The following is a 14065-nucleotide window of genomic DNA, read 5'->3' as shown; positions in this document are numbered from 1 at the left end:
ATTAAAAAAGGCGGTTATTAGCCGCCCTTTCAAATGTTCCTATAACGACTACGCTTGGTTGTCGTCTTCTGTGCTATCTGCACTATCCTGCTGAGCGCTATGCTCTGGATTGTGTTCAGAATTGGGTTCCGCACTCGTTTCGACTATCTCATCACCCTCAGCAACTTCTTCAAGTTGCTCTGGCTCTTCAATTTCATCAATACGTTGTAGTGCTACCACATGTTCATCTTCAGCCGTACGAATCAATCGTACGCCTTGAGTATTACGACCAATAACACTCACTTCATTAACGCGGGTACGAACTAACGTGCCGTTATCGGTGATTAGCATGATTTCATCAAGTTCTTCAACTTGAACAGCGCCAACTACTTTACCATTACGCTCACTGACTTTTATAGAAACAACACCTTTAGTTGCTCTACTCTTAGCTGGATATTCAGCTAAATCAGTACGTTTACCAAAACCATTTTCAGTGATGGTTAAGATAGGCCCGTCATTTTTAGGTATGATAAGTGAAACAACTTTCTGATCGCCATCAAGTTTCATACCACGAACACCCGTACCAGTACGACCGATAGGTTTTAATGCCCATCGCTGTTCACCCGTTTCAGGATCAAGCTTAATTTCGCCTGTTTCACTGTCGCGAACTTTTTCATTGAAGCGTACAACTTTACCCGCATCTGAGAACAACATAATGTCGTTATTACCATCAGTAATATCAACACCAATTAAGGTATCATCATCACGAAGGTTCAAGGCAATAATACCGTTAGCACGTTGATTAGAGTATGCATCTAAACGCGTTTTCTTCACCGTACCAGAGGCTGTTGCCATAACGATATACTTATCATCTGCATATTCACGTACCGGTAATATTGCCGTAATACGCTCATCGCTTTCTAATGGTAAAATATTTACGATAGGACGACCACGGGCAGTTCGACTCGCTAATGGTAATTGGTACACTTTCAACCAATACAATTTACCGCGATCTGAGAAACATAAAATGGTGTCATGGGTATTCGCTACTAATAAACGCTCAATGAAATCTTCTTCTTTCATCTTAGTCGCAGCTTTACCTTTACCACCACGACGCTGTGCTTCGTAATCACTTAATATTTGATATTTAACATAACCTTCATGCGACAAGGTTACGACAACATCTTCTTCAGTGATTAAATCTTCTAAAGATAAATCATGTGAAGCATTGGTAATTTCAGTGCGACGTTCATCACCAAATTCATCACGAATAGCAATAAGCTCTTCACAAATAACTTCCATTAAACGCGCTGGTGTAGCAAGAATATGCATCAATTCGGCAATTAGGTCTAATAATCCTTTATACTCGCTTAGAATCTTATCGTGTTCCATGCCAGATAGTTTATATAACTGCAAATCGACTATGGCTTTTGCTTGTTCTGCGGTTAAATAATATAAACCATCACGAATACCATATTCAGGCTCTAACCACTCAGGGCGAGCTGCATCGTTACCAGCAGCGCCGAGCATATCGGCAACATTACCTAATGTCCAACCTTGAAGAATAAGTTTTTCTTCAGATTCTTTTCTGTTGTTTGAACTTTTAATCAATTCGATGATCGGGTCTATATTTGCTAAAGCAATCGATAAACCTTCTAAGAGGTGAGCACGGTCGCGCGCTTTTCTTAATTCGAAAATTGTACGGCGAGTCACTACTTCACGGCGATGAAGCACAAAACATTCTAACATTTCTTTCAGGTTAAATATTTTAGGTTGGCCATTGGTTAGGGCAACCATATTAAAACCAAAAGAAATCTGCATTTGTGTCAGTTTATATAAGTTATTTAATACAACTTCACCGACTTCACCACGCTTGATTTCAATCACCATGCGCATGCCATCTTTATCTGACTCATCGCGTAAAGCAGAAATACCTTCAAGACGTTTATCTTTTACAAGCTCAGCCATTTTTTCAATTAAGCGTGCTTTGTTCACTTGATAAGGCAGCTCATGAACAATAATGGTTTCTTTGCCCGTAGTATCATGAACTTCAATACTAGCGCGCGCACGAATCTTTATTTTTCCACGACCAGTGCGGTAGGCTTCTTCAATACCTGCACGACCACTAATGATACCGGCTGTTGGAAAGTCAGGGCCAGGAATATATTCTAATAACTCTTCGAAAGATAAATCACTGTTATCAATAAGTGCTAAACAAGCATTAATGACTTCAGTTAAATTATGCGGAGGAATATTGGTTGCCATACCAACCGCGATACCCGAACTACCATTGACTAATAAATTGGGTACACGCGTAGGCATAACCACCGGAATTTGTTCAGTGCCATCATAGTTAGGCACAAAATCCACAGTTTCTTTATCTAAATCGGCAAGAATAGAATGCGCTATTTTAGACATTCTAATTTCGGTATAACGCATTGCTGCTGCACTATCACCATCAACTGAGCCGAAGTTACCCTGCCCGTCTATTAGCATATAGCGTAATGAGAAGGGTTGAGCCATACGTACAATAGTATCGTAAACAGCAGTATCACCATGCGGGTGATACTTACCAATAACATCACCAACCACACGGGCTGATTTTTTGTAGGCTTTGTTCCAGTCATTGCCAAGGACATCCATGGCAAATAACACCCTGCGATGTACAGGTTTTAAGCCATCACGAACATCAGGCAAAGCTCGCCCAACTATTACGCTCATAGCATAATCTAAATAGGAGGTTTTTAGTTCATCTTCAATATTAACTGGAACTATTTGTTTGGCCAGATCGGACATAAATCGATGGTATCCCTTAACTAATTCTTTTGCTTATCAATACCCGTCAGATAGCTCAGCTATTTTTCGGTGTTGTATAAACGATATTTTAAAGATTTTTATTGTTATGTAAGTGTTATGTATCAGACACTAATAATAGTAATCAACGCAGCATACTAGCATAAAAAAGTTTGATGCAATACCGCTTTATGTAAAGGTTTTTTAAGGGATTTAGAACAGCTTAAAAAAGCGACTAAAAAGCCAAGATTGGATCAATCCCCTTTGTTTAAAAATCACTTTCGTTTAGACTCTCAACATCAAAAGTTAATTTATAGTAGTGAATTTATGTCAAGCAAACCGCTTAACGTCAATGAAGATGAAATTGCCAAGTTTGAACGAATCGCCAGTCAATGGTGGGATTTAACCGGTGATTTTAAGCCTCTGCATCAAATCAATCCATTAAGAGTGCAATTTATAAGTCAGCATCTTGCCCAACACTATGATGGTATTAATAGTGGCTTTTCTGGCAAGAAAATAATAGACGTCGGTTGTGGCGGCGGTATTTTATCTGAGTCACTCGCAAAGTTAGGGGCGAAGGTTACGGGTATTGATATGGGCACTGAACCACTCAATGTGGCTAAATTACATGCCCTCGAGTCGGCCGTATCCGTTACTTATCAAAAAATTACTGCCGAAGAAAAAGCACAAGAATGTGCTGAAGAATTTGATATGGTGACTTGTATGGAAATGCTAGAACATGTTCCTGATCCGGCATCAGTTATTCAAGCTTGCTCTGCATTAGTTAAACCTGGCGGGTTAGTTTTCTTTTCAACGCTTAATAAAAATATTAAATCCTATTTACTGGCTATTATAGCCGCTGAAAAACTCTTCAAAATAGTACCTCAGGGAACACATGACCATGATAAATTCATTCGCCCCTCGCAGCTCATCTCTTGGGCTGAGGAAAACAACTTAAAATGTATTGATGCCAGTGGCATTCATTACAACCCAATCACAGGAAATCACAAGTTGAATGATTCGCTTGATGTCAATTATATACTGTGTTTTCGTAAACTCTAAGAGTGACGATTATTGGGTGACGCTCTTAATACTCCTTAATTGAAATTTAACGGGTCAGTCAGTGCAAGTTAATTGTTTTATAAACAAGCAAGTTGTATAAACATTAAACTGCATTCGGCCGACCAACTTAAGCTTTTGAATTTTAACGGATTATCATTTTTCGTTGATTTTAGCTCGCTGGTAATAAAAATTTAACAAAAAAAAACATCAAACTGATCACGCTTTAAAAAAGATAAAATAATCGTTGCTTTTAGTAAATTCCAAAATGAAAAAGTCTTGCTAGGTTAGTCGTTACTAACCCTGAAAACACGACTTGAAAAATCGTAAAGATCAACCTATTTTATCACTTGCAAAAAAGGTCAAACCTCACTATCTTGTGTCTAGAATTATAAAAAACCCTAGATATTGTGCATTTGATGCTCAGTTGTTATTTTTTAATACTACGTATTAAGTACCTTATTCTTAATACGAGTGTGGGATTTTTTATTAGGGACGTTTTAGATCCTTTTATTAGGAACAATAAACAATAACAATAATCGCTTTGCAGGTATTTCATGAATAACAACCTTTCTGTAACTAAACGAAATGGTAAAAAAGAAGCCATTGATTTAGAAAAAATTCACCGTGTCATTGCCTGGGCTGCTGATGGCTTAGAAAAAGTCTCCGTGTCTCAAGTTGAATTGAAGTCTCATATTCAGTTTTATGATGGTATTAAAACTGAAGATATTCATGAAACTATCATTAAATCTGCTGCTGACTTGATCTCAGAAGAGACGCCTGATTACCAATACTTAGCGGCACGCTTAGCTGTTTTTCATTTACGAAAAAAAGCCTATGGCAAATTTGAGCCACCAGCACTGTATGACCATGTGGTAAAATTAGTTGAAGCTGGAAAATATGATCAACACTTATTAGCTGATTATACTAAAGATGACTTTGAACACATGGCGCGCTTTATGGACCATAGCCGAGATCTTAACTTTAGCTATGCCGCCATGAAGCAACTCGAAGGTAAATACCTGGTACAAAACAGAGTTAGCGGTGAAATTTACGAAAGTGCTCAATTTCTTTATGTTTTAGTCGCGGCCTGTTTATTTGCTAAATATCCCGCTGAATCTCGCTTAACCTACGTTGAAGATTTTTATCACGCGATTTCTCTTTTTAAAATATCTTTGCCAACACCGATTATGGCAGGGGTTCGTACACCAACACGTCAATTTTCATCTTGTGTATTGATTGAATGTGGCGATAGTTTAGATTCTATTAATGCTACCTCAAGCGCTATCGTTAAGTATGTATCTCAACGTGCTGGTATTGGTGTAAATGCCGGACGCATTCGTGCTTTAGGTAGTTCGATTAGAAATGGTGAAGCCTTTCATACTGGCTGTATTCCATTTTTCAAACACTTTCAAACAGCCGTTAAAAGTTGTTCTCAGGGTGGTGTACGTGGCGGCGCGGCAACATTGTTTTATCCTTTGTGGCATCTTGAAGTCGAAAGCTTATTGGTACTAAAAAATAACCGTGGCGTAGAAGAAAACCGTGTCCGTCATTTAGATTATGGTGTGCAATTTAATAAGCTGATGTACCAGCGTTTAATTAAAGGCGGCTCTATTACCTTATTTAGTCCAAGCGATGTACCTGGGCTGTATGACGCTTTCTTTGAAGACCAAGATAAATTTGAACGTTTATACGAACAATATGAAAACGACGACTCTATCCGCAAAAAGCGTATAAAGGCGATTGAATTATTTACCCTGTTCGCTCAAGAACGCGCAAGTACTGGTCGTATATATTTACAAAATGTCGACCACTGTAATACGCATAGTCCGTTTGAACCAAGTAAAGCCCCGATTCGTCAAAGTAATTTGTGTTTAGAAATTGCCCTACCCACTAAACCGATGAACGATATTAATGATGAGAATGGTGAAATTGCCCTTTGTACACTTTCTGCCTTTAATTTAGGTGCTATCGATTCATTAGATGAATTAGAAGGCTTGGCTGACCTAGCAGTCCGGGCTTTAGATAGTTTATTAGATTACCAAGATTATCCAATTGCAGCAGCGCAAAGTGCCAGTATGGCGCGTAGAACACTAGGAATAGGCGTGATTAACTATGCCTATTACCTTGCTAAAAATGGTCTTTACTACTCAAACGGTAGTGCAAATAACTTAACGCATCGAACCTTTGAAGCTATTCAATTTTATTTACTTAAAGCGACCAATGAATTGGCCAAAGAGAAAGGTGCCTGTCCTAAGTTTGATGAGACACGTTTATCTCAAGGTATTTTACCGATTGATACTTATAAAAAATCGATTGATGACATTACGGGTGAACCCCTGCACCTTGACTGGGAAAGCTTGCGTAAAAGTATTAAAAAGTACGGAGTAAGAAACTCAACAGTATCGGCATTAATGCCTTCAGAAACATCGTCACAAATATCCAACGCAACCAATGGTATTGAACCACCTCGTGGTTTAATCAGTATTAAAGCCAGTAAAGATGGTGTATTGAAGCAAGTGGTTCCTGAATATGAAAAACTTAAAGGCAACTATGAATTACTGTGGAATATTCCTGATAACCAGGGCTATTTAGAATTAGTTGGTATTATGCAGAAATTTGTCGACCAAGCGATATCGGCCAACACTAATTATGATCCGAATAAGTTTGAAGGCGGTAAAGTACCCATTAAACAAATATTAAAAGATATTTTAACGGCTTATAAACTCGGTATTAAAACGCTTTATTATCATAACACCCGCGATGGTGCTAGTGATAACATTGAGCTCGAAGATGACAGTTGCGCTGGCGGTGCTTGTAAAATCTAAATAGCGTATTACTCAATCTTAAAATACTCTCATATTTACTATATACAGAGTCTAGCGAAATTCTAGACTCTGGTTACTACAAATACGTAGTCCCCTAAAGGAATAAATTCATGACGTACACTACGTTTAATCAAACTCCTAATGACGCACTATTAGAGCCTATGTTTTTAGGCAATAGTGTTAATATATCGCGCTACGATCAACAGCGTTTTATTGCCTTTGAAAAATTAATTGAAAAGCAACTTTCGTTCTTTTGGCGTCCCGAAGAAGTCGATGTATCAAAGGATAGAGCCGACTGGCAGAGCCTTACTGACTCTGAAAAACATATATTTATATCGAATTTAAAGTACCAAACTCTTTTAGACTCTATCGCTGCACGTTCGGTTAATGCGGTATTATTACCTTTAGTCTCGTTACCAGAAGTTGAAACATGGGTAGAGACATGGGCTTTTAGTGAAACTATTCACTCTCGCTCTTATACCCATATTTTACGTAATTTATTTACCAATCCCGGTGAAATATTCGATGACATCCTTGTTAATCCTGCGATTTTAAAACGTGCCTCCAGTATCGCCAAGTTCTTTGATGATGTGATACTCACCACCCAATTATTACAATCTCAGGGTGAAGGGTCTTATGAAGTAGAAGGTAAGACCATCGAAGTTAGCACGAGAAAACTTAAAGAGCGTTTATACCTGGCCATTTGCTCGGTGAATGCATTAGAAGCGATTCGCTTTTATGTTAGTTTTGCCTGTTCGTTTGCTTTCGCTGAACGTGAATTACTAGAAGGTAATGCCAAAATAATTAAACTGATCGCTCGTGATGAAGCACTGCACTTAACCGGCACACAGCATATCCTCAATAATTGGAAGTCTGGTAACGATGATCCTGAGATGAAAATTATCAGTGAAGAAATGCGTGATCAAGGCTTACAAATATTCTTAGATGTTGTTGAACAAGAAAAAGAATGGGCACAGTATTTATTTAAAGATGGTTCAATGATTGGTCTTAATGCCGAAATATTAAATCAATATATTGAATACATATCAAACCAACGTTTGTCTGCTATTGGTTTTGATGCACCTTTCGATATTAAAAGTAACCCGTTGCCTTGGATGAATGCTTACTTGGTTAGCGATAATGTCCAAGTTGCTCCACAAGAAACGGAAATATCTAGCTATTTGGTAGGACAAGTTGATTCAGCTGTCAGTGCTGACGATTTTGATGATTTCGATTTATAGCCAGTACAGGCACTCAGTTTTGACCTCTTTACCGGCGTTTTGAATGAGTATAAAAGTAAGTAACTCAACTCAAAATATGAAAGATTCTCTCTCTTTGCAGCCAAAAATAAACGTACACGGCAAAATTGTTCATTATAAGAATAATGAACAAACTTTGCTGGAATGTTTAGAGTCTGCCGATATCGAGGTACATTATCATTGTCGTGATGGTTTTTGCGGCGCATGTCGAGTGACTCTGGTCAACGGAGAAATTAACTACCCTTTAGGGGAGCCATTAGCCTTCGTCGGTCAAGGTGAGATCCTACCTTGCTGTTGTATCCCAGTTACCGACATAACCTTATTCATTGATGAGTAACTTTCTTTAGCTAACATCCAAATGTAATGCTATTCCTTTCATTACTCGGTTAAGTTCTGAGAACAACAGAGACAATAAGCTATCAAGATCTTCCTGCTGCTTATCATTAATCGCTAAGTCGAGCGCTTTAGTTACTTTAAACAAATCCATAGCTCCAACCGAGCATGCAACCCCTTTTAGCGTATGAGAAATATGCTTGGTTGTTACTATATCTTGCTGCTTTATTGCACTTTGTAACTTTTGTCCATCAAGATGATGATCTTGATAAAACATCACCAAAATCTCTTTAAATAAGGCTTCATCTCCTAATATATTATTTAGGCCGACATCAAAGTCAATGCCATCATATTTAATGATATCGAATTGGTTATTTTCAGACTTCTTTTTATCCATAGCGGTGAGCCTCGCTTCGATTGACCCTGTTTCTAACAGGGTTAATAAGTGTCCTTGCCTCAACTACTTGGCTTCGGCCATGTACTTTAGTAAAATAAACGCACTATCCGCTTGTTTAAGTAACTCATCAATCGTCTGAGAATCATCCTGAGCTAAAACTAAACCAACGCTAACGGTTATATTAATCTCTGACTCTGACCTATCATCATTGACAATTGTAATGCAAAGTTACTCAATTTGTTTGCGTAATCGTTCACTTGCAATATAGGTATTATATAGCGAGAAATTCAGCAAGCTCTTTTGAATTAAATGGCTTCCTAAGTACAGGGTAATCCCAACTTGTATCTTCAATAGCAACATAACCACTTATCGAAAACACATTAATATCAGGATACTTTGCCTTTACCATATTAACCGCGTCTTTACCCGAGAGATCAGGTAGAATCATATCCGTGATAAATATTTCAAAATTGACGCCAGCGTTAATTCTTTCTATTAGCTGCTCTTTGTTATTAGCGATAATAACATTTGCGCCTTTAGTCTCCAAAAATAAAGCAACAAATTCAGCAATACTGACTTCATCATCCAGTACCAAAATATTAGTGTTTTTATACTGTATCGTATTTAATTGAGCATGCTTTGGTAAATATTTTTCTTTTAATATCTTACATTTAAATACCAGGGTAAAATGCGCGCCACCCAAATCGCTGTGACCTTCAACTTGTATCAGCCCATTATGCTTATACATAGTACTATAGACATTTGCTAAACCTATACCATTACCTTTATTAACAGATTTAGAGCTATAAAATGGATCAAATATCTTAGTCAAGTTATCCTTAGCAATACCAATACCACTATCTTTAACGTGAATCTCTAATCGGTTATTATCAAGTAAGTTTGCCGAAATTTCGATTTGACCACTAAGGCCCTTTTCTTGAATAGCATCTTGAGCATTCAGAACCAAATTTAACAGGATATTTATAAACTCACCTTTGGGGAAGTTTATTAAGCAATTTATCGGCTTAAAATTAAAGTTGATATTTATTGTACTTAACAATAGTTGTTTAAAAAGGTACTGATTATCAAAAATATCTTGAATGGGGTCAAAACTAACTACTTTTACTGTAGGTCTACGCGTAAAGGCCAATAAACGCTCTGTAACATCTTTGCCTTTATCAATGGCATTTTTCACTCTATCGATATATGACGAAATATCTTTCTCGCCACGAGAAAACTTGATTTCTAACATCTCAATAGCGCCAAGAGCTACGCCTAGTACATTATTAATATCATGAGAGACATTACCAAAAGTATTACCTAACAAAGCCAACCGATTGGAAATGACTTGTTGCTGCTCTTTACGAAACTTATCAGTCACATTTTCAACTATCCAGATATAAATGCCTTCATCCGCTTCATACGTTATAGATAAATCAAATACCGTATTATATTTATCAAAGCTAACGTTGTTTTCTTTAATTTGTCCCTGCTCTTTCGCCAGCTTTTTATACTCCATATATTCAATAATACTAAAATTTATATAATTAAAAAGTACAGCACTGACACCGTCATGGTGTGGAGAAATGTCTTGATAAACCACATTATCATTATCATCAATAAAAAAAACCGGCACTTTTATGGTATAATTGACCATTGCTAAAAGTTTTAGTTTTTCAAGCAAATCTTCACTACGGGTGATGTCTTTGTACACACCAAAAATAGCCATTGCAATACCATTACAATCACGCTCTACTTCGGCAATCACCTCGACTTTAACCTTACTGCCAGATGGTTGAGTGATCGCCGTTTTAAGGTAAAAGGGTTGCTGTTGGTGTATGGCACTATGAAAACTTGTACGAAATTTTGGTTGGTCTTTGGCTAAAATTGGTTCAATAGCTTGTTCAAAGCTTGGTATTATTGATTTATTAGCTAGCCCATGAATACGAAATACTTCTGCTGACCAATCAAGGGTTTCTGATTTGATATCATAGCGCCAATGGCCTGAATTGCTAATACGTTCAGCTAACATTAGCCAATTATTCTGTTTTTTTAATTGCACAATCAAGTTTTTGGTTTCAGTAACATCTTTTACTGTGCCAAACATTAAACTAGCCCTACCATCGATACGCTCAACTACTTTACCGACAGCATGTAACCATAACTTATCTCCCTGATTGTTCGTTATTGGCAGAGTAACATCAATGCGCTCAATGACCCCCTTTAAATGTTGTTGTATTTGAGCATGAATTTCCTCGAGGCTATCACTCTCAAAGTGTTTCTCCCATATGATACTTGCCCCTATTGTATCTTCTCCTGCATACCCCAATAGTTTCATCAATTGAGCGGAGTAAAAAACGCTTTCTTTAATCAGATCCCATTGCCAGTAGGCCTCTTCAATACCCGTTAATACCTTGTGGGTAAAATCATGTGATTTTGATTTCAAAATAATTCATCCTCATCATCAATATCATAAGACTTATCAATTTGATCATTTTCGGTGTTTAATTGCTGGAGTTGATCGACACTATTTAAAGCTTGATCAAGTAACTGAGTAACTTCTATAAAGTTAATATCATCTTGACTGTGTTTTTTAAGTGCTCCATGTACCAAATCAGTAAGGAAATCTTCTTGGTCTTGTGTCATATCTAGAATATGAAAGCTAGTACCCATTTTTTGCACTATCTCATTCATCACTTCTTGTTGATGATGCTTGGATATTTCTACCATTTTTTTAGTGGTAGTCACCGCTTTTTTTATTTGCTCTTGCACACTCACCAAAGAGTTTTTATAGGTTATAAACGCGATTCTAGCGCCAATACATTCAATAACTGAAGCTAAAGCATCAATATATATATCGGTATCAACAGTGCCCTCTTCAAGGTTAAGAATAAACAGTGAGACTAGACTATGGTTAAAAATGGTTCTTGAACCAAAACGGTAAAGGCGAGGTTTTATCTTTAATAACTCCATAACTTCAATTTCTACGGGGGAGCAAAACCCTTTTTGAGCACTATGAAATCGGGGTTTGTCATTGATAGGGTAAAAGGCAATACAACCGTGTAAATCCATGGCATGCAAGTAGGAAAACACTTCATCACGAATTTGCTCAAAGGAAAAACAATGATTCAGTTTAGAAGTCAATTGCATACAGCTGCCATATTTTGAAGCCTGTGCCATTGATATATTTATCACGTTATTTTTGGATTTTATTTCATCTTCAAAGTTATGAATTTTATCCTGATAAACAATCAGTTTATCGAGCTTTGAATGCAGCGCTAATAAAGAAAAGGGTTTTGCTAAAAAATCATCGGCTCCACATTCTAAGCCTTTAAGTATCGCTTCTTCGGTGGCTAACCCTGAATACAAAATAAAAGAAGTTGGAGAGGATTCATGACTTTGCTGCTCTTTTATCCAATCAGAGCCTTTTTCATTACCAATATGTTCATCAACTAAGGCGATATCGAATTGGATATTTTCGTTAAGTAGATTTTGTGCCATTGACAGGTTACTTGCACATTTCACCTTAAAGGTATCACTTAAACTTTCAGCCAATAGGTTTAAGTAATCAATGTCATCATCAATAATTAGTAGGTTATGTTTTATCATCTTACAATTCCTTTTTGTTCTACTTTGCCGCTAATTTCTCTCTACTTAGTTTTTCCAGATATAACTTGCTGTCACTAAGGTCCCGTGCTCTTGATATTCCAAGGTATCACAAAGTTGATTAACCAGTTCTACCCCTCGACCACTCAACTTTAAGCCATCATGCCTCGCAATGCTGTTATTTTTCATAACTTCCAATATATCAAAACCCTGACCACTATCTTTGATATTTATCACCATCTTTCCACCGTGCAATAAAGGGAAATATTTCAAAGCTATACGGATGTGATCTTCCTTCTCGTTCAAGGTATTTTCAGCGAGCTGGCTTAGCCTATTTGCTCGTTCATTAAAGTATTGACTAAAACCTTCAGCTGAATCTTTTAATGAAGAGTCGAGTTTTAATACCCCATGATCTAATCCATTAATGAAAAGTTCTGTTAATATCGTATATAGGCTTTGCCAGTGTTCTCCTGCGCCTTCTAAATCATTAATTTGGTTCATAATTAATGGAATTGGGTTTATTGTTTTCAGTAACGGACCGGTTAAATATAAATGATAAGACCAAGACGGTGATGAGTTTGTTGTTGTACCTAAATAATAATCATCCTCGATAAACCCTTCTGGAATAGTAACGTTCTTGCTTAATTTGATTTCTTGCCAGCCACTACAAGGTACCTCTACCAATGAAATGTCGTCCTCTTGCTCACTGTTTTGGCAAAAATCATCCAGACTTTTTAAAACACTATTTACTAGATTTTTTTGAGTAATGCCATCTTTCGCTGATTTCTCAAATCGAGCAAAGCCAAATAGATCACCCGCTTGATTCCTAGCTTCAACGATTCCATCAGTAATAAAAACTAACCGATCTTTTTCCTTCACTTGTACAACGTCAAGCTGAGCATCGGGTAATAATTTCGGTAGAATCCCTAAAGGAGGGTGTGTTGAAGTAAACCGCTTTTTAATATTTGCACTGTCATTAAATAGATAACCATCGGGCAAGCCTGCATTAAATATATAGGCAGATTTGTCATGCTCTGAAATACAAGCAAAACTTGCGGCAAAGAATAAATCACCTGGCAGTAAAGTAAACATTTGCCGGTTTAATTCCACAACAATTTCTAATATTGAAAAGCCCTTTTTGGTCATTGCTCTAAACGTTTCAGTCACAGGAATTGCACCAATTGAAGCTCGCAAGCCATGACCAGTAAAGTCGCCCAGTAAAACATGAATATCCCCATTTGGGCACAAAGCTGTCAACTGGATATCACCACTAAAGATAGTCGCCGCTTTTTTAATAACGCCAATTTTATCTAAAGCAAAATTTCTTGCCTCAATAACACCAGACATCATTTTTTCGGCCAATTCGGCATCATTTTGTTGTTGTTGCTGAAGGTTTTTTACTTGATCGACTAAGTCGCTTATTCTTTGCATCGCCTTTATTTTTGCTTTAAAGACCTTAGGTGTAAAAGGCCGAACTAAAATACTATCACCTCCCGCTTCAACACTTTTGATAAATGCCTCTTCGCTATCCATGCTAGTAATAAATATTAATGGCGCTAGGGTGTTCACGCCCGACAGTTTTTTAATCCGCCTTGTCGCTTCAAAACCATTCATAACCGGCATATTGATATCCATTAACACCAGATCTGGCTGGTGTTTTATATACATTTCTACGCCACTTTCGCCATCGTTTGCAACCACAACTCGATAATTTTCTTCTTGCAGCAAAACTGATAACAATTTACATTGCAATTTTGAGTCGTCGACAACAAGAGCAAGCTTTTGGATTTTTGGCATACCATATCCTTATA

9 protein-coding genes are annotated in these 14065 nt (G+C 37.3%); 4 read left to right on the top strand and 5 right to left on the bottom strand.

Going from position 1 to position 14065, the window contains the following annotated elements; all coding sequences use genetic code 11:
- Positions 1 to 48: 48 nt before the first annotated feature.
- Positions 49 to 2775, bottom strand: coding sequence for a DNA topoisomerase (ATP-hydrolyzing) subunit A (gyrA, locus tag F580_RS0111685; RefSeq protein WP_019027918.1), 2727 nt, complete (start codon positions 2773 to 2775; stop codon positions 49 to 51).
- 324 nt (positions 2776 to 3099) lie between these two features.
- Here gyrA and ubiG point away from each other — a divergent pair, with 324 nt between their 5' ends.
- The 4 genes from ubiG (at position 3100) to yfaE (ending at position 8255) form a co-directional block, all read left to right on the top strand.
- Complete coding sequence (ubiG, locus tag F580_RS0111680; RefSeq protein ID WP_026301401.1) at positions 3100 to 3834, top strand: bifunctional 2-polyprenyl-6-hydroxyphenol methylase/3-demethylubiquinol 3-O-methyltransferase UbiG; 735 nt, start codon at positions 3100 to 3102, stop codon at positions 3832 to 3834.
- A 554-nt stretch (positions 3835 to 4388) separates the two neighbouring features.
- Entirely contained in the window at positions 4389 to 6659 is a 2271-nt protein-coding gene (gene nrdA / locus F580_RS0111675; protein WP_019027916.1) for a class 1a ribonucleoside-diphosphate reductase subunit alpha, read from the top strand.
- A gap of 110 nt (positions 6660 to 6769) precedes the next feature.
- Positions 6770 to 7900, top strand: coding sequence for a class Ia ribonucleoside-diphosphate reductase subunit beta (nrdB, locus tag F580_RS0111670; protein WP_019027915.1), 1131 nt, complete (start codon positions 6770 to 6772; stop codon positions 7898 to 7900).
- Positions 7901 to 7943: 43 nt separating this feature from the next.
- Positions 7944 to 8255 carry a class I ribonucleotide reductase maintenance protein YfaE gene (yfaE, locus tag F580_RS0111665; protein WP_019027914.1) on the top strand — a complete coding sequence of 104 codons (312 nt, stop codon included), beginning with the start codon at positions 7944 to 7946 and terminating at the stop codon, positions 8253 to 8255.
- A gap of 6 nt (positions 8256 to 8261) precedes the next feature.
- Here the strand turns inward: yfaE and F580_RS0111660 are convergent, their stop codons facing one another.
- From F580_RS0111660 to F580_RS0111645, 4 genes are all read right to left on the bottom strand, one after another.
- Positions 8262 to 8648, bottom strand: a complete 387-nt coding sequence (locus tag F580_RS0111660) for an Hpt domain-containing protein (RefSeq protein WP_019027913.1) — start codon at positions 8646 to 8648, stop codon at positions 8262 to 8264.
- Between the two features lie 271 nt (positions 8649 to 8919).
- Positions 8920 to 11094 (bottom strand): ATP-binding protein, encoded by a 2175-nt coding sequence (locus F580_RS0111655; protein ID WP_019027912.1) that lies wholly within the window; start codon positions 11092 to 11094, stop codon positions 8920 to 8922.
- Positions 11091 to 12257: a response regulator gene (locus tag F580_RS0111650; protein ID WP_019027911.1), complete on the bottom strand. Its 1167-nt coding sequence runs from the start codon at positions 12255 to 12257 to the stop codon at positions 11091 to 11093. The genes F580_RS0111655 and F580_RS0111650 overlap by 4 nt, the downstream gene beginning before the upstream one ends.
- A gap of 45 nt (positions 12258 to 12302) precedes the next feature.
- Entirely contained in the window at positions 12303 to 14051 is a 1749-nt protein-coding gene (locus F580_RS0111645; RefSeq protein ID WP_019027910.1) for a SpoIIE family protein phosphatase, read from the bottom strand.
- Positions 14052 to 14065: the final 14 nt, after the last annotated feature.

Origin of the sequence: Colwellia piezophila ATCC BAA-637, assembly GCF_000378625.1 — a bacterium.
Taxonomy (GTDB): domain Bacteria; phylum Pseudomonadota; class Gammaproteobacteria; order Enterobacterales; family Alteromonadaceae; genus Colwellia; species Colwellia piezophila.
This window is presented reverse-complemented; position numbering and strand designations above follow the sequence as displayed.